Below are 17,184 nucleotides of genomic sequence, written 5' to 3'. Positions count from 1 at the left end.
GCGCCAGCGGCTCCCTTTGGGGAGCAGTTGACTGGGCCCCTGACTCCGCGGGACCCGAAGCGGAGACGCGCCAGCGGCTCCGCTTCGGGAGGAGTCAGGGACTATTCGATGACGGCGATCACGGCCCCCTGCGCCACCTCGTCGCCCTCCACCACCCGAAGCCGGACCGTCCCAGCCACGGGCGCGTAGATTTCGGCGTCGACCTTGTCGATGGCCACCTCGGCCAGCAGGTGCTTTTCGGCCACCACATCACCGTCGGCCACGTACCAGGTGGCGAGCACGCCGGGCTCGGACGCGTCACCCGTCATCATCGGGAACAGGACTTCGCTCATGCAGTAACCGCCGTCCGGACTGCGGCCTCGATGCGTGCGGCCGTTGGCAACACAGCATATTCCAGTTCCCGGGCGTACGGAATGGGCACGTCCGGCACGCACACGCGGCTGAAGTGCAACAGCGGTGCCGGGTCGTGTTCGGTGATGGTCGCCGCGATCTCCCCGGACAGGCCAAATGACTGGTAGTCCTCATCCACCACAATGACCCTTCCGGTCTTGGCGGCCGTGGCGATGACGGCCTCCCGGTCCAGCGGCACCAGCGAGCGCAGGTCCAGCACCTCAACGCTGATGCCCTCTCCCGCCAGCTTCTCCGCCACGTCCAGGCTGTGGTGCACGGACAGTGACAGGGTCACAATGCTCACGTCGGTGCCTTCGCGGACCACCTTGGCCTTGCCGATCGGCACCACATAGTCCTCTTCGGGAACGGCGCCGATGGAGCGCTTGTTTTTCGCCATCCAGGCCAGGCCCATGACGCCCTTGTGGAACATGTACACCACGGGGTCATCGGACTGGATGGCCGCCGTCATGAGCCCCTTCGCGTCGTACGGGTTGGACGGGACCACCACCTTCATGCCGGGCAGGTGCGCGAACGTCCCCCACAGCGTCTGGGAGTGCTGCGCGCCGTCGGAATATCCGCCTCCCACCGCCGTCATGAGCACCATGGGAACGCGGACGTTGCCGCCGGATTCGTAGTGGATCTTGGCCATGTGGTTGTAGATCTGGTCCATGCAGACGCCGAAGAAGTCCGCGAACATGAGCTCCACGATGGGCCGCATGCCTTCCACGGCCGCACCGATCCCGAGCCCGATGAACGCGGACTCGGAGATGGGCGTGTCAATGACGCGCTGCGGGCCGAACGTCTCCAGCAGCCCTGTGGTGGAGGAGAAGATGCCGCCATAGGCAGCCACGTCCTCGCCCATCACAAACACGGAATCGTCCTGCTCCATCTGCGAGGCGATGGCCTCCTGCAGGGCCTTGGCCGTGTTCAGCCGGCGGGTGCCCGCGTCCGGTTCGATGGGCAGGGACCGCCGTGCCGCCGTCGTGCCTGTTGAGATGCTCATGACTGTGCTCCTTCCACAAAGACATACTTGAGTGCCTCGTCCGGGTTGGGTACCGGCGCGGCCTTGGCATGGTCGACGGCGTCCTCGACCCGGGTGCGTGCCGCGGCCTCCGCGTCGCTCACGTCCGCGTCGGTGAGCACGCCGGCGTCGCGCAACCTGCGCTCGTACGCTGGAATGGGGTCGCGGCCCGGAACGTCCGCGAGCTCGGTCCGGTAGCCCTGGGCGTCCCCCTCAAAGTGGCCCCACAGGCGCAGGGTGTGGATCTCGATCAGGCTCGGCCCGCCACCGGCCCGGGCCAGAGAAACCGCTTCCCCGGCGGCGGCGTGGACGGCCTCGACGTCGTTGCCCTCCACCCGGATCCCCGGCATGCCGTAGCCCGCAGCGCGGACGGCATTGGAAGGCACGGACGTGGACGCGGCCCGGGCCACGGAAATGCCCCAGTCGTTGTCCTCGATGACAAAGATGACCGGCAGTTTCCACAAGGCCGCGAGGTTAAGCGATTCGTGGAACGGGCCGGCGTTGGCCGCGCCTTCGCCGGCCACCGCGGCGGCGACGTTCCCGGTGCCCGCACGCTGAAACGCAAATGCCTGGCCCAGTGCCGCCGGAAACCCCTCGGCCACAATGCCGGAACAGGAAAAGTGCGTGGCGGGGTCAAACAGGTGCATGTGGCCGCCGCGGCCGTGGCCCAGACCGGATTCCCGGCCGAAGATCTCCCCGGCCAGCGAGCGCAGGTCCATGCCCTTGGCGATGGCCAGGTGGTGCGGGCGGTGCGTTGCCGTCAGGGCGTCGTCCCGGGTCAGGTGTGCGCACAGACCGGCGGCCACCGGCTCCTGTCCGGCGGAGAGGTGCATCTCGCCGGGAATCAAGCCCTTTCCAATGTCAAAGCCCGGGCTCTTGTCCGCGTGGTATTCCCGCAGGATTGCTTCCTCAAACGTCCTGATCAGGACCATTTGGCGGAACAGGTCCTGCCGCTGTTTTGTATCGAGCCCGGCAGCGGTCTCGGTCGATTCCATGGTCATCATTGCTCCATCCCTCAGCGGCAAATCCATGGCGCGATGGTGGGCATGGTCGTTGCCTCAGCTGTGTTTCGAGCCTAGGCCGGAACAAGGGGGGTCAACATGGCAGCCATTTCAAGGCGTGAAAAAATCACCCTTGACGCCGCTGAGGGATGTAGCCGCCGGCCCCGAGCAGGAGGGACAGCCGGGACGCCGCCGCGCGGAGGGTCCGGGTGTCATGTGCGTCTTCGCGCTTCTCGCCGGCCGGGAACGACACCGCCAGGGCCCCTACCCACGACGACGTGGCAACAGGGACGGCCACGCAGGAGAATCCCAAGGCGTATTCCTGGTCATCCACCATGGACGCGGGGCTGCTGGCGAGCAGTCGCATGAATTTACGCGGGGAGGACAGGGTATAGGGGGTCAATTCCACCAGCGGATGGCGGGAAATGTAGTCCATCCGGGCGGCCGTTTCCAGGCCGGCCAGGATCTGCTTGCCGAAGGCGGTGGCGTGGGCACTGTCGTGGACACCCACCCACAGGTCCACCCGCGGGGTCAGCGGCCCGTCCACAATGTCCACAATCTCAATTTCCCCGTCATTAAACCGGCTCAGGTAGCTCGCGGCCCGCAGTTCATCCCGGATGCCATTGAGGACCCCGCGCCCCTGGGCCAGGGCGATGGCGCCGCTGTCCGCTACCAGCGCGGGATGGGCCGGGCCGAGGACAAAGCCGTCGTGGTCCGCCACCACGTAGCTGGAGTGGGCCAGGGTGCGCAGCACGTTGTAGGTGGTGCCCAGGCTCAGGGCCGTGGACCGGGCAATGGATTTTGCCGGCAGCGGCCGTGATGCCGAACCAATGCAGTCCAGGACGGCCAGCGCGCGGCTCACCGAGGCAATCAACGTCGGCGTATTCTCGTCACGGCCAAATGTGGGCTGCATCACCGCTCCTTATATGGCCAGATTACCGCAGAGCGGCTATCCATGTTGCTGCTGTGAATTTACGGATCACGGGAAGTTTCCCCGGGCCTGGGTGCCTTCGCCGCGCCTCGGGTTGTTCGAACGAAGCAAAAGACAGCAGATGCGGGTGTTGGCGCCGTCCGCCCATTCAAAAGACAGCAGATGCGGGTCGCAGGCAGGCTGACCCGCATGTGCTGTCTTTTCATTCCACGGAAGAGCCACAACACCCGCATCTGCTGTATTTTCAATCCACGGAAGACGCATTGCGCCAGGACAGATGACACCAACTTTTACCGTCATTGCGGCAGCGGCATGGATAGCAACTTAACCCGGTTCCGCCCTCGCGCCGAGGTAGCGCAAAAGCGTCGAAACCCGCCCGAATCCAGGCAGGTCTCGACGCGCTGCCACTAGCTGACGGCGCCGGCTGACAGGGGCCGGTTGCGGCGGGCCGAAACCTTTTCCCTAGGTCCACCGGCCGGAAATCGGCGCGGATCCGCGCTACAGTGATGGCTGACTTGAGGAGTTCCGCACCATGCCCGACCGCATTCCCACCCCGGCCGAAATCAAGCGCTGGCGTCAGTATCTGGCCGATGAACGGGCCGAGGCCGCCGTCTACCGCGACCTGGCCAGGCGCCGGGACGGCGAGGAAAAGGCCATCCTGCTGGCACTGGCCGAGGCCGAAGGCCGGCATGAGCAGCATTGGCTTCAACTGCTGGGAGGCCACGACGGACCGGCCAGGCGCGCCTCCGCCCGCAACCGCGTGCTGGGCCTGCTGGCCCGCCGCTTTGGCTCGGTATTTGTCCTGGCCCTGGCCCAGCGCTCCGAATCCCGCTCCCCTTACGCCACCGACGCGGACGCGACCAAGGCAATGGCAGCCGACGAGTCCATCCACGAGGAAGTGGTCCGTGGGCTGGCCACCCGGGGCCGTAACCGGCTGGCCGGATCCTTCAGGGCCGCCGTGTTTGGCGCCAACGACGGCCTGGTCTCCAACCTCTCCCTGGTCATGGGCATGGCCGCCACCGGAGTTGGCAGCCATGTGGTGCTGTTCAGCGGCGTCGCCGGCCTGCTCGCCGGGGCACTGTCCATGGGTGCCGGCGAATTTGTGTCCGTCCGGTCCCAGCGCGAACTCCTGGACGCGTCCACGCCCACCCAGGTCACGCTGACCGCCGCACCGTCCCTGGATCTGGAAAACAACGAGCTGGTCCTGGTCTATCTTGCGCGCGGCATGTCCCGGGAAACAGCGGAACACCGTGCTGCCGAACGCCTGGGCCAGTCCAACTGCGACTGCGACCCCAGCCTGTCCCTGCGGCCGGACAGCCTCGAAAAGGCCGACGAGCACGAGACCCTGGGCACCGCCTGGGGCGCGGCATCGTCGAGCTTCTGCTTCTTTGCTTCCGGCGCCATTGTGCCGATCATCCCGTTTTTGTTTGGGATGACCGGCATCGGCGCCCTGGCCCTGTCCTGCGCCTTGGTGGGCATGGTGCTGCTGGGGACCGGCGGCGTGGTGGGCCTGCTGTCCGGGGCGTCGCCGCTATGGCGGGGGCTGCGCCAGCTGGCCATCGGGATGGGCGCCGCGGCCGCCACCTACCTGCTGGGCCTGGCTTTCGGCTCCATCCTCGGCTAGTGTCCGCGGCCCCGTGGCCGCCGGTCCGGCTTGACCGCCACCACGGGGCAGTCCGCGTTGAGCAGGACCTCCTGGGCCGTGCTGCCAAACAGCATCTTGCCCACGGGCGAGCGGCGCCGCAGGCCGATCACGATCATCGACGCCTCGTCAGCCGCAGCAATGCTGAGCAGCTCCTCGGCCGGGGAATGGGTGCGTTGGGGCTGGCGGATCTCGTGCTCGATCCCCGCATTTTCCAACTGGCCTGCCACCCTCGCCACCGCCGCTGCGGTGGCGAGGGCGGAATCCCCTTCGACGGCGTCGCCGGCGGAGGCGTTGACGATGATCAGCCGCTCCCCCCGCAGGCTGGCCTCATGGATTCCCCTCTCCAGTGCCGCCTCGCCGACGGGTGTGGGCACGTAGCCGACGATGACCGGCATTAGAATCTCCCGCCAGCCGGCGTCGGTGGTGCTTCGACCATGAGGCCCACCGGCCCGGCGACTGTGCGCCGGGCCATCGCAGCGTGCAACATGACGCCTCCTGGCCTTACTCTGCGATCAGTGCGGAGTTGCGTTCCGAGGCCGGTGTGGCCGCAGCATCCACCGCAGCCACCATCGGGGCCGTCGCATCCACGGCAGCCACATCCATGACGGCCACGTCGGGGAGATCCTCGCCGGGGATCGCCGCATCCACTGCGGCTGCGACATGGTCGACGGGGTCCCCGGAGACAACGTCCGAACCGGCCGGTGCCGCCACGCCCTGCACGGCGTCGGTGGCGTACCGTGCGTGGACCCGTGGCCCGAGGATGGCGTAGACGCCGGCGGCGACAAGCCCGCCGGCCAGCCAGGAGAGGTCGATGCCGCCCATGGCCGTGGCGATCGGTCCCTGCATGATCGGCTCGACGCCGTACATGAACAGCCAGGTTGAGAAGATGCCGATCAGCAGGGCGGTGATGCCGGCCCAGTTGACGACCGGGAGGCGCCTGGTGCCGATCGGGTCGAAGAGCCGGTCAATGCCGACGGGCTTCCGCTTGTCCACCCACAAGTAGTGGACCAGCATGATCCCGCCCCAGGCGGCCACCCAGGCCACGAGCGCACCGAGCCAGGTGCTCAGCGTGTTGGCGAAGGATTCCTGCATCACGAAGAAGACGACGCCGCCCAGGGCAAGGACTCCGACGCCGACGTTGAGGGCGCGGCGCTTGATCTTGATGTCGAGCGCCTGGGCGGCCACGGAGAAGGTGTAGATGTTCAGGATGTTCGTGGCGACCGGGCCGTGGAGCACCAGGAACAATACCGGAATCGCCAGCAGCCCGAAGTTGTCCACGATCAGCTTGCCGGGGTCGGCCGAGCCACTCTTGGTGGCCAGACTGGCACCGAGGATCCCGAGCCAGACGACGGGCAGGAACTGGCCAAAGACGGAGGCCAGGTAGACCTTGTGTCGGGGCACGCCACGGCTGACGAAGCGCGAGTAGTCGGCAGCGTAGGTAAACCAGGTGATGCCCCAGCCGATGCCGATGACGGTCATGACGGTGGTCATCGCGGCAATCCGAGGGCCGCCGTGCAGGATGTGGCCAGCCGGCCCGGCGTAGGACCAGTCGATGTGCATACCGAACCACGCCACGGCGGACATGGCGATCAACACCACAATGGTGGGCGGCACGGTCCAACGTTCAAAGGCGGCGATGGCCTTATAGCCGAACCAGGCGATGGTGACCTGGATGGCCATGATGAGGGCGGCGACGACCACCTTGGGTCCCACGTTGGCCGCGTCCGCATCCACGAAGCCGAGCTTGCCCATCAGGGCCATCACGAGGTCAAGGATGATCCAGGTGTTGACGGCGCACCAGCCGATAACCAGGACGGCCTGGATGGCGCTGGGCAGGTAATTGCCGCGCCGGCCAAAGGCGGCCCGGGCCAGCACCATGCCGGTGGCGCCGGTGCGCTGGCCGAGCAGGACGAATATACCGAATAGGGACATGCCGACCAGGTTCCCGGCCACGAGTACCGTGACGGTGTCGGCGAATCCAAGTCCCAATTGAATGCCCAAGGCCCCCAGAACCCAGTTGATCGGGGCCAGGTTTGCCCCGGCCCAGATCCAAAATTGTCCGGAAACGCTCCGGGTGCGGGACGATTCAGGGATCGCCTGCAAGTTTTGTTCGACGTCGCCACCGGGTGACGTGTGCCCGCCTTGGGCGTCATTGCCCGGCGACGAAGCTTTGGTGTCTCGCATGGAAAACCTCCAGTGTTGAGGGGACGTTCCAAGCCTATGTGTGGTATATCACAGTCGACAAGATACATTATGTCAAAGACATCGGGCAAAAAATGGACGATTAGTCATGACCCTAACTTTGGGTGACGTGCTGTTGCAGCCTTCCGTGATGGCTGGCGATCCGCTGTTCCACGGCCATTGCGAGCAGGTTTCCGCCACCCGTTCAGTGGGTACAGTTCCCGGATGTCCTGAACATTGCGCCCCGGCCGCCGTGTCCGTACGGCTCGCTGCCGCCGCGGCCGAGGCCGGGCTGCCACTCATCGAACCGCCCAAGGTGGTGCCGTTCGCGGGCATCACCGCACTCGTGGGCATCCTGGCTCGCGGGTTCAAGGCAGACCTGACCCTGCCGGACGATTCCGGGCAGGTCGCGGCGGAATCTTCGTGCCTGGCCGGGACCCGGGCTGCGCTGGGGGACGACGCCGGTTCCCCGGTGACCCTGGAGTTTGGGATTCCGGTCAGGAGCGTGGTGGGCGCCACCCCTAGGTGGCCGTGAACGCCGGATCGGGCTGCGAGCCCGCCGTCACTTTAGGAGGTGGGCGGGGCGCACCTGGTGCGGGCCATGCCTTCGAACTGCGCCGGCCCGGCTGGTCCAGTTCGCCGAGGCGGCCGTGTCGACACCCGCGGTCCGCTGTGCGTCGTCGTCGGGCAGTCCCACGATGGCGGCTACCGGCCGGCTGCCGTTGAGAAGCTGCTGGCACGCACATCCTGGCGGGTGATGGTCCATGCGGACGCGCGGGAACTGGTGGCCGTGGCAATGCTGGATCCAAAGGAAGTGCGGGCCTCGCGCACCGCCCTGGTTGCCGGGCTTGTCGGGTTGGTGGCGGCGGGCCCCACAGTGTCTGCCGTGGGGCCCGCCGTGGAACGGTTCGCGGCGCGCGGCCGGGCCGGAGCTGGTGCGGGGTTTTGTCACCGAGCTCGTTGGCGGATTGCTCGACCACGATGCCAAGCGCGGCAGCCAGCTTCTGGGAACCCTGGACACCTGGCTGAAGTTCGGCTGCCCCACGGCGGAAACGGCGCGTGTGTTCCCTCCGGAACGGCAGTCGCCGCACGACTGGCCGCACCGGATATTCTCATTGCCAGGCGGCGGCCCGCGCGGAACCGGCACCCTGGGGGGCCTGCAGGCCTCCGCGCGGATGGCCTGCCTGCACAACGTCAGCGGAGCACTATGGTCCGGTTCCCTTGGACGATCACGCGCCCCTCGCAATGCCAGCGCACCGCATTGCTGAGCGCCTTGCATTCGGTGTCCCGGCCCGCGGCCACCAGGTCCTCCGGGCCGAAGGTGTGGTCCACCTCAATCACCTGCTGGGAGATGATCGGCCCTTCGTCCAGCTCGCTGTTGACATAGTGCGCCGTGGCACCCACCGTCTTCACACCGCGCGCATACGCCTGGTGGTACGGCTTGGCTCCCTTGAATGACGGCAGGAACGAGTGGTGGATATTGATGGCCCGCCCCTCCAGCCTGCGCGTCAGACCGTCGCTGAGCACCTGCATGTAGCGGGCCAACACCACCAGTTCCACGTCAAGTTCGTCCACGAGCTCCAGCAGCCTGGCTTCCGCATCCGGCTTCGTCGCGGCCGTGACGGGCACGTGGTGGAACGGGATGCCGTGCCACTCGGCCAGGCGCTGGTGGTCCGGGTGGTTGGAAACGACGGCGACGACTTCCACCGGCAGTTCCCCGGTGCGGGTCCGGAACAGCAGGTCGTTGAGGCAGTGCTCAAACTTCGAGACCATGATCAACACGCGGCGCCGTGCGCCGTGCGGGCGCAGCTCCCAGCGCATGCCATGCCGTGCCGCGAGCGGAGCCAGATCCGCCCGCAGCGCCGCCAGCGTCGACTCCCCCGCTGGTGCGGAAAAGTGCAGCCGCATGAAGAAGTGACCGTCGGGCTCGGGTGTCCCGGGGACCGGCCGCAGGTGCTGGCGGTCGCTGAACTGGCGGTTGTCAATGATGTCCGCGCCATGGTTGAACAGGGCGCCGGAGAGCTGGTTGACAATCCCCGGGCTGTCCGGGCAGTCAAGGGTCAGGACGTATTGGGCCGTCTCGGGCCACGTTGCAGCTTCACTCATCTCAGCACTCAATCACGTTCACGGCGAGGCCTCCGCGTGAGGTTTCCTTGTACTTGCTCATCATGTCCGCTCCTGTCTGGCGCATAGTCTCGATTGCCTTGTCCAATGACACCTTTTGGCTGCCGTCCCCGTGCCGGGCCAGCCGTGCCGCGTTGATGGCCTTGACGCTGGCGATGGCGTTGCGTTCGATGCACGGGATCTGCACCAGCCCGCCCACCGGGTCGCAGGTCAGGCCGAGGTTGTGCTCAATGCCAATCTCGGCGGCATTCTCGGCCTGGACCGGGCTCCCGCCGAGCACCTCGCACAAGGCGCCGGCGGCCATGGAGCACGCCGAGCCCACCTCGCCCTGGCAGCCAACCTCGGCGCCGGAGATGGAGGCGTTGAGCTTGAAGAGGATGCCGATGGCGGCGGCCGTGAGCAGGAACCGCACCACGCCGTCGTCATTGGCGCCGGGCACAAACTTCATGTAGTAGTGCAGCACGGCCGGGATGATGCCGGCCGCCCCGTTGGTGGGGGCGGTGACGATGCGCCCGCCGGCGGCATTTTCCTCGTTGACGGCCAGGGCAAAGAGGTTGACCCATTCCATGGCCAGCAGCGGATCCGCGGCATCGTCCGGCGTCTGGAGGTCGCGCAGCAGCCCCGGCGCCCGCCGTGTCACTTTCAGCCCGCCTGGCAGGATGCCCTCGGCGGCGCAGCCATTGGACACGCACGCCTGCATGACGGACCAGATGTTCAGCAGCTTGGCGCGCAGTTCCTCCTCCGTGTGCCACACCAGCTCGTTGGCGAGCATGACCTCGGAAATGGACAGCCCTTCCCGCTTGCAGATGGCCAGCAGCTCGTCCGCGGTGGTGAACGGGTGGGGCAACACGGTTTCATCCATGATCACCCGGTCCGCACCAACGGCCTCCTCGTCCACCACAAAGCCTCCGCCCACGGAGTAGTAGGTCCGCTCGCGCACCACCTCGCCGCGGTGGTCAAGTGCCCGGAACGTCATGCCGTTGGGGTGGGCCGGCAGCGACTTGCGCCGGTGCAGGACCACGTCCTCGTCGAAGTTGAAGTCGACCCGGTGGGTGCCGGCCAGCATCAGCTCGGCGTCCAGGGCGGCCTCTGCCACGAGGTCGTCCGCACGGGCCGTGTCCACGGTTTCGGGGTCCCGCCCCTGCAGCCCCAACACCACTGCCTTGTCGGAGCCGTGGCCGCGGCCTGTGGCGCCCAGCGAGCCGAACAGTTCGGACTTCACGCGCACGACGCCGGCCAGCTCGCCGTCGCGCTCAAGTCCGTCGGCGAAGCGTTTCGCCGCCCGCATCGGGCCCACCGTGTGGGAGGAGGAGGGCCCGATGCCGACGGAAAACAGGTCAAGGACGCTCAGTGCCATGCCGGGCTGCCTGCCGTGGCGAATTCCCGCATGCCGTCCAGGAGCCAGCGGCCCAGGTAGTCAGCGAACGATGCCCGCGGCAGGAGCCGGAAGGTCTCCGGCCCGGTCTTCCACAGGAGCACCGGGATCTTGCCCACCTCGGTGGTGATGGCCGTGCCGGAGGCGAAGGCGCGCGGGTGGAGATCCGCCGCGCAACTCTTCTCCAGCACCTCGCGGGCGCTGGGTCCGGCCAGCTCAAAGGTGGTCCGGTTGCTGGAAAGGTCAATGACCTGACCGGCGCCGTCACCCAGGGCCGCCACGAGTCCGGCGACGAAGCCGTCCTGGCCGCCGGCGTCGGGGGTCACTGTGAGGAACTCGTCCGGTCCCAGCCACAGGGTGGACACCCCGGCAGGGCCGGAGGCGACAGTCCCGCAACTCGCGGGCAGGCCGCCCGTCAGCGCGCCGATCCGTTCCCCGGCTTCGGACAGTGGGTCGACGCGGATGCCGACCATGCCCTGGAACGGGACTTCCCGCAGGCCGACCCCTCGCTCACCCTCCACCGAACCGGCAGAGAAGTCTGCCCAGAGGTGCTGGGCGGGGCTCTGGCGCAGTGCCGCAACCTCTGTGTTGAATGCTGTTTTAACCATCTCGGCGCTTCCCTTCGGCATCAAAAAGTACTGTTTCCCCGACAACTACATCGACCAGTTCGGTCCCGACGGCGGCGACGAGGCGTTCGCCGATCCGGTTGCGTCCGTTCTTGATCAGGGCCAGCCCGAAGGACCGTCCCAGGGCGGCGCTGTGGTAGCTGGAGGTGACGAATCCCTGCATCGGGACTGGACCGTACGCGGGGTTGACGCTCACGCCGGCGTCCACGAGCTGGGTTCCCTCCGGAAGGCGGATGGAACCATCCACCGGCAGGACGCTGACCAGGTGCTTGCGGCCCTCGCGGACGGCATCGGTGCGCTGGTAGGAACGCTTGCCGATGAAGTCCTTGACCTTGGAGACCACCCAGTCCATGCCCGCGTCCTGCGGGGTGACCGTGCCGTCGGTGTCCTGGCCGACGATCGGGTAGCCCTTTTCAGCGCGGAGCACGTGCATCGTTTCGGTGCCGTACGGGGTGATGTTGAATTCCGCCCCCGCCGCCGTCACGTCGTCCCAGGTGGACATGCCGTACCAGGCCGGGACGTTGATCTCGTAGGCAAGCTCGCCGGAGAAGGAGATCCGGCACACCCTGGCGGCAACGCCGGAGGCCAGCACTGTTTCCTGGAAGGCCATGAACTTGAACGCCTCGTTGGAGAGGTCCAACCCCGGGGCCACCTTGGCCAGCACGGCGCGGGACTTGGGCCCGACGACGGCGATGGTCGTCCACTGTTCGGTCACCGAGGTGAAGGTGGCGTCCAGTTCCGGCCATTCGGTCTGCTGCCATTCCTCCAGCCAGTCCAGCACCTTGGCGGCACCGCCGGTGGTGGTGGTCATGAAGTAGCGGTCCTGATCCAGGCGCAGCGTCACGCCGTCGTCGAAGATCATGCCGTCCGGGGTGCACATGACGCCGTAGCGTGCCAAGCCGGGGGCGAGCTTCTTGAACGCGTTGGTGTAGATCCGGTTCAGGAACTCACCGGCGTCCTTGCCGCGGATCTCGATCTTGCCCAGCGTGGTGGCATCCATGTAGCCCACGGAGTCGCGGACGGCGGCGCATTCACGCAGCACGGCGGCGTCCATGTCCTCCCCCGGCAGCGGGTAGTACCAGGGGCGCTTCCACTGGCCAACGTCCTCGAACAGAGCGCCGCGGTCCTCGTGCCAGGAGTGGATGGATGTGCGGCGGGCGGCGTCGAACAGCTCCCCGCGCTGGCGCCCGGCCAATGCCACGAACGGGACGGGGGTGAACGGAGCCCGGTAGGTGGTGGTTCCGATTGCGCCGATGTCCGGGTCCACCGCAGTGCCCTGCTGGCGGAACGCGGCGGCAATGACGCCAATCGCGTTCACACCGGAGGTCTTGCCCTGGTCGTTGGCGGTGCTGATGGAGGTGTAGCGCTTGATGTGCTCGACGCTGCGCATGCCAGCGCCGGTGGACCGCCAGACGTCGGCCACGGACTGGTCGCGCTGGAAGTCGACGAAGTGGTGGTGCCAGTCCGACGCCGTTCCTTCCGTCCCGCCGACCAGCCACAGCGGGCGGGTGGGCCCGGTGGGCTGGGCCGCGCGGGCGGGGCGGGACGCGGCCGCGGTGGCGGCAGCAACGGCGTCGGCCGTGGCAAACCCTGCGTTGACGGCGGCAACCGAACCGGCCGTGGCGCCTTCGGCCACGCAGTCCGCCAGGGCGTAGCTGCCGCGGCAGGCGCCGGCGTTCTGCTGGTTCTTCACAGTGGTGGACGGGACAAAGCCGGCCAGCTCCAGGTCCCAGCGGACCTTGCCCTGCGCCTGGCTGTGCAGGTGCACCACGGGGCTCCAGCCGCCGGAGACGGCGAGCAGGTCCGCGTCGATTTCCTCGACGGCACCGACGGGGGCGCCGTCGGCATCGATCGCGGCGACCATGACCTTGTGGACGCGGCCGTCCGCCGCTGCTGCCGTGTTGACCACGGCACTGCCGTGGATCACGCGCACGCCGTCGGCCGCGGCAGCGGCCAGCGCGGAGAGCTCCGGGCGGGCGTCGACGACTGCGGCCACAGCCACTCCCGCGGCTGTCAGGTCCGCGGCGAGCTGGTAGGCACTGTCATTGGTGGTGCCGATGACCACGCGGGAGCCGGCTGCGACGCCATACCGGTTAAGGTAGCTGCGGGCAGCGGAGGCGAGCATGATGCCGGGCCGGTCGTTGTTTTCAAAGACGATCGGTCGTTCGTGGGCGCCCGTGGCCAGGACCACCTGCTTGGCGCGGATATGCCAGATGCGTTGGCGGGAGACGCCGTCGCCGGGCTCCTGCGCCAGATGGTCCGTGCGGTTCTCCACAGCGATCAGGAAGTTGCTGTCGTAGGAGCCAAACACGGTGGTGCGGTGCAACACCGTGCATTCCTCGCTGGTCAACAGCTCGGCCTCGACGTCGGACACCCAGTCCAGTGCCGGCTTGCCCCCGACGTCTTCTCCGCGGCCGGAAAGCAGCGCGCCGCCAAGTTCCGGCTGGTCGTCGATGAGGATAACGCGGGCGCCGGTGCGGGCCGCTTCCCTGGCCGCGGCCAGGCCGGCGGGGCCGCCACCGACCACAACTACGTCGCTGTGGACGTACTTTTTGTCGTAGACGGCCTCATCCTCGGACGGGTCGAGCCTGCCCAGGCCGGAGAGGAACTCGACGTCGAGCCCCTCAACGACCGACACGGCCGTGGCCGGCAGCATGGATTCGGCGGCGTGGCCGGGGAAGCGGCCTGCGACCTTGATCAGGGCGTTGGACTCCTCCACACCGGCGGAAAGGATGCCGCGGGGGCGGTCCTCGTAGAGGGAGTTTCCGGCGGCCAGGCGGCCGTTGGCGATCAGCGCCGAAGCCACTGTGTCGCCCGGGTGGCCGCTGTAGCCAACGCCGTCGACGGTAAAGCTCCAGGTGGTGCTGCGGTCGATCCGGCCACCGCTGGTGAGCCGGTTGGGCTGGTTGTTCTGCGCGGTCATGACTACACTCCTTCCGATGTGTTGGTGGGGTTCGCCTCGGCGGGTGCCAAGGGCTGGGACTTGGCCTGTGCGGCCGGTGGCGCGGTCAGGCCTTCCGGGGGCTGTTCACCCATCCGGTAGACGGCCTGGATGTCATAGCTCACGGTGTCCCGGATCATGTTGAACCATTTGCGGCAGCCGGTGCTGTGCACCCAGCGCTCGGCAAACAGCCCCTTCGTGTTCTGGCGATAGAAGAGGTACTCCGCCCATTCGCGGTCGGAGAGCTCCCCGGGCTGGTCGGGGTAGGCCACATGGGCCTGTCCCCCGTAGTGGAATTCGGTTTCGTTGCGCGGCCCGCAGTTGGGGCATGAAAACAACAACATGGTGTGCTCCTTGTCTTGGGGCCGGTTTAGTGGGCCACGGCGGCGGCGCCGTGTTCGTCGATGAGGGCGCCGGTTTCAAAGCGCTCCAGCCCGAAGGGCTTGTTCAGCTCGTGCGGCGAGCCCGTGGCAATGGTGTGCGCGAAGGTGAGCCCGGCCGCTGGAGTGCCCTTGAACCCGCCGGTTCCCCAGCCACAGTTCACGAACATGTTCTCCACCGGTGAGAGGCTGACAATGGGCGAGGCGTCCATGGTGGTGTCCACGATCCCGCCCCAGGTGCGCAGCACGTGTGCCCTGGCGAAGATGGGGAAAAGCTCGACGGCGGCCGCCATCTGCTCCTCGATCACGTGGAAGGAACCGCGCTGTCCGTAGCCGTTGTAGGAATCCACACCGGCCCCCATCACCAGTTCGCCCTTGTGGGCCTGGGAAACATAGACGTGCACGTGGTTCGACATGACCACGGTGGGGTGGACGGGTTCGTGCAGCTCGGAGACGAGTGCCTGCAGCGGGTGCGACTGGATGGGAAGCCGGAACCCGGCCATCTCGGCCAGGACCGAGCTGTGCCCGGCGGCGCACAGGCCCACCTTTTCGGTGTTGATCGTCCCGCGGCTGGTCTGCACCCCGGTGACCTTGTTGCCGTCCTTGATGAAGCCGGTGACCTCACAGTTTTGGATGATGTCCACGCCGAGCTCGTCGCATTTGCGGGCAAACGCCCAGGCCACGTGGTCGTGCTTGGCGATGCCGGCCCGCGGCTGGTAGGTGGCGCCCATCACGGGGTAGCGGATGTTGTCGTTGATGTTCAGAATGGGGCACAGTTCCTTGACCTGCTTCGGGTCCAGCCATTCGGCGTCGACGCCGTTGAGCTGGTTGGCGCCCACGCGGCGCACGCTTTCGCGCACATCGCCCAGGGTGTGGGCCAGGTTCATGACCCCGCGCTGGCTGAACAGGAAGTCGTATTCGAGCTCCTCGGGCAGGATCTCCCAGAGCTTGAGCGAGTGCTCGTAAATGGCCGCGCTTTCATCCCAGAGATAGTTGGAACGGATGATGGTGGTGTTGCGGGCCATGTTGCCGCCTGCCAGCCAACCCTTTTCCAGGATGGCGATGTTCGTCATGCCGTGGTTCTTGGCCAGGAAGTAGGCGGTGGCCAGTCCGTGGCCGCCGCCGCCGACGATGACGGCGTCGTAGGACTTCTTGGGGTCCGGGTTGCGCCACAGGAAGTCGGGGTGTTCGGGCAGGTGTTCGGTGGTCACTGTGCGGCTCCGTTCGGAGTTGATCCGGCAGCGTTGGAAAGGTTGGCGCCGGACAGGTTCGGGTAAAGCGGGAATTTCTCGGCCAGGACGGTGACCCTGTCGCGGAGCAGCACTGCCGTCTCTTCGCTGAGCTCACCCTTGATGGCCTCGGCGATGATGTCGGCAACCTCGGTGAACTCGGCCGGTCCAAAGCCGCGGGTGGCCAGCGCCGGGGTGCCGATGCGCAGCCCGGAGGAAACCATCGGGGGGCGGGGGTCAAAGGGGACGGCGTTTCGGTTGACGGTGATCCCGATCCGGTGCAGGCGGTCCTCGCCCTGCTGCCCGTCCAGTTCGGAGTTGCGCAGGTCCACCAGAACCAGGTGGACGTCGGTGCCGCCGCCCACCACGGAGATCCCGTACTCAGCCACGTCCGGGGCCAGCAGGCGCTCGGCCAGTATCCTGGCACCCTCCAGGGTGCGCTCCTGGCGATCCTTGAAGCCGTCCGTGGCGGCGATCTTGAAGGATACGGCCTTCGCGGCGATCACGTGTTCCAGCGGGCCGCCCTGCTGGCCGGGGAAGACGGCAGAGTTGATTTTGCGGGCCAGCGATTCGCGGCTGAGGATGACGCCGCCGCGCGGGCCGCCCAAGGTCTTGTGCGTGGTTGTGGTGACGACGTCGGCGTAGGGCACCGGGTTCGGGTGCAGCCCGGCGGCCACAAGGCCGGCAAAGTGCGCCATGTCGACCATGAGGTAGGCGCCCACCAGGTCTGCGATGCGTCGGAACTCGGCAAAGTCGAGCTGGCGCGTGTAGGCGGACCAGCCGGCCACAATCAGCTTCGGCTGGTGTTCGAGCGCCAGCGCCTCCACCTCGGCCATGTCAACGACCATGTCAGTTTCGCGGACGTGGTACGGAACCACGTTGTACAGCTTGCCGGAGAAGTTGATGCGCATGCCGTGGGTGAGGTGGCCGCCGTGGGCCAGGTCCAGGCCCATGATGGTGTCGCCCGGATCCAGGAGCGCAAACATTGCCGCGGCGTTTGCCTGGGCGCCGGAGTGCGGCTGGACATTGGCTGCTTCGGCGCCGAAAAGGGCCTTCACCCTGTCAATGGCCAGCTGTTCGATCACGTCGACGTGCTCGCAGCCGCCATAGTACCGCTTGCCCGGGAGCCCTTCGGCATACTTGTTGGTCAGCACCGATCCCTGGGCCGTCATGACGGCAGTCGGTGCGAAGTTTTCAGAGGCGATCATTTCCAGCGTTGACTGCTGGCGGTCCAGCTCCCTGGCTATGGCCGCGTCGACCTCGGGGTCTACGCTGGAAAGGGTGCCTGTCAGCACGTCCACCATGGGTTGCTCCTTTGCAATTCGTAAGTAGTCCACGAC

16 protein-coding genes are annotated in these 17,184 nt (G+C 67.2%); 2 read left to right on the top strand and 14 right to left on the bottom strand.

The features are described 5' to 3' along the window. Nucleotides 1-101 precede the first annotated feature (101 nt). From CVV68_RS04300 to CVV68_RS23785, 5 genes are all read right to left on the bottom strand, one after another. Nucleotides 102-332 (bottom strand): biotin/lipoyl-containing protein, encoded by a 231-nt coding sequence (locus tag CVV68_RS04300; protein WP_110499769.1) that lies wholly within the window; start codon nucleotides 330-332, stop codon nucleotides 102-104. Continuing rightward, nucleotides 329-1,393, bottom strand: coding sequence for an alpha-ketoacid dehydrogenase subunit beta (locus CVV68_RS04295; RefSeq protein WP_110499768.1), 1,065 nt, complete (start codon nucleotides 1,391-1,393; stop codon nucleotides 329-331). Before CVV68_RS04295 ends, CVV68_RS04300 begins: the two co-directional genes overlap by 4 nt. Then, entirely contained in the window at nucleotides 1,390-2,412 is a 1,023-nt protein-coding gene (locus tag CVV68_RS04290) for a thiamine pyrophosphate-dependent dehydrogenase E1 component subunit alpha (RefSeq protein ID WP_245933327.1), read from the bottom strand. The genes CVV68_RS04295 and CVV68_RS04290 overlap by 4 nt, the downstream gene beginning before the upstream one ends. A 127-nt stretch (nucleotides 2,413-2,539) precedes the next feature. Next, nucleotides 2,540-3,325, bottom strand: coding sequence for an IclR family transcriptional regulator (locus CVV68_RS04285; RefSeq protein WP_110499767.1), 786 nt, complete (start codon nucleotides 3,323-3,325; stop codon nucleotides 2,540-2,542). A 66-nt stretch (nucleotides 3,326-3,391) separates the two neighbouring features. Continuing rightward, a complete protein-coding gene (locus tag CVV68_RS23785; RefSeq protein WP_146238818.1) occupies nucleotides 3,392-3,643 on the bottom strand; it encodes a hypothetical protein in 252 nt (83 codons plus the stop codon). Between the two features lie 232 nt (nucleotides 3,644-3,875). On the opposite strand from CVV68_RS23785, the gene CVV68_RS04280 reads away from it, so the two are divergent. Beyond that, nucleotides 3,876-4,967 (top strand): VIT1/CCC1 transporter family protein, encoded by a 1,092-nt coding sequence (locus CVV68_RS04280; RefSeq protein ID WP_110499766.1) that lies wholly within the window; start codon nucleotides 3,876-3,878, stop codon nucleotides 4,965-4,967. Here the strand turns inward: CVV68_RS04280 and CVV68_RS04275 are convergent. Both CVV68_RS04275 and CVV68_RS04270 read right to left on the bottom strand, forming a co-directional pair. After that, nucleotides 4,964-5,383: a universal stress protein gene (locus CVV68_RS04275; protein WP_110499765.1), complete on the bottom strand. Its 420-nt coding sequence runs from the start codon at nucleotides 5,381-5,383 to the stop codon at nucleotides 4,964-4,966. The genes CVV68_RS04280 and CVV68_RS04275 overlap by 4 nt on opposite strands. A 106-nt stretch (nucleotides 5,384-5,489) precedes the next feature. Next, entirely contained in the window at nucleotides 5,490-7,172 is a 1,683-nt protein-coding gene (locus CVV68_RS04270; protein WP_110499764.1) for a purine-cytosine permease family protein, read from the bottom strand. 106 nt (nucleotides 7,173-7,278) lie between these two features. On the opposite strand from CVV68_RS04270, the gene CVV68_RS04265 reads away from it, so the two are divergent. Continuing rightward, a complete protein-coding gene (locus CVV68_RS04265) occupies nucleotides 7,279-7,704 on the top strand; it encodes a hypothetical protein (RefSeq protein ID WP_110499763.1) in 426 nt (141 codons plus the stop codon). Nucleotides 7,705-8,363: 659 nt separating this feature from the next. On the opposite strand, the gene purU is transcribed toward CVV68_RS04265, so the two are convergent. The 7 genes from purU to glyA are packed head-to-tail and all read right to left on the bottom strand — an operon-like array spanning nucleotide 8,364 to nucleotide 17,148. Further along, nucleotides 8,364-9,275: a formyltetrahydrofolate deformylase gene (gene purU, locus CVV68_RS04260; protein WP_110499762.1), complete on the bottom strand. Its 912-nt coding sequence runs from the start codon at nucleotides 9,273-9,275 to the stop codon at nucleotides 8,364-8,366. Nucleotide 9,276: 1 nt separating this feature from the next. Then, a complete protein-coding gene (locus CVV68_RS04255) occupies nucleotides 9,277-10,650 on the bottom strand; it encodes an L-serine ammonia-lyase (RefSeq protein WP_110499761.1) in 1,374 nt (457 codons plus the stop codon). Then, the gene (locus CVV68_RS04250; RefSeq protein WP_110499760.1) at nucleotides 10,641-11,276 is read right to left on the bottom strand and encodes a sarcosine oxidase subunit gamma; all 636 of its coding nucleotides are present in this window, start codon (nucleotides 11,274-11,276) and stop codon (nucleotides 10,641-10,643) included. Before CVV68_RS04250 ends, CVV68_RS04255 begins: the two co-directional genes overlap by 10 nt. Beyond that, nucleotides 11,269-14,217: an FAD-dependent oxidoreductase gene (locus CVV68_RS04245; RefSeq protein ID WP_110499759.1), complete on the bottom strand. Its 2,949-nt coding sequence runs from the start codon at nucleotides 14,215-14,217 to the stop codon at nucleotides 11,269-11,271. Before CVV68_RS04245 ends, CVV68_RS04250 begins: the two co-directional genes overlap by 8 nt. Nucleotides 14,218-14,219: 2 nt before the next feature. Then, complete coding sequence (locus CVV68_RS04240) at nucleotides 14,220-14,579, bottom strand: sarcosine oxidase subunit delta (protein ID WP_110499758.1); 360 nt, start codon at nucleotides 14,577-14,579, stop codon at nucleotides 14,220-14,222. A gap of 26 nt (nucleotides 14,580-14,605) precedes the next feature. Continuing rightward, on the bottom strand, nucleotides 14,606-15,826 hold the full coding sequence (locus tag CVV68_RS04235) for a sarcosine oxidase subunit beta family protein (protein ID WP_110499757.1): 1,221 nt from the start codon (nucleotides 15,824-15,826) through the stop codon (nucleotides 14,606-14,608). Beyond that, on the bottom strand, nucleotides 15,823-17,148 hold the full coding sequence (gene glyA, locus CVV68_RS04230) for a serine hydroxymethyltransferase (protein ID WP_110499756.1): 1,326 nt from the start codon (nucleotides 17,146-17,148) through the stop codon (nucleotides 15,823-15,825). The genes CVV68_RS04235 and glyA overlap by 4 nt, the downstream gene beginning before the upstream one ends. Between the last annotated feature and the right edge of the window lie 36 nt (nucleotides 17,149-17,184).

The organism is Arthrobacter livingstonensis, from assembly GCF_003219815.1.
Taxonomy (GTDB): domain Bacteria; phylum Actinomycetota; class Actinomycetes; order Actinomycetales; family Micrococcaceae; genus Specibacter; species Specibacter livingstonensis.
Note: the sequence above shows the minus strand (reverse complement) of the source record. Positions and strands in the feature narration are given on the sequence as shown.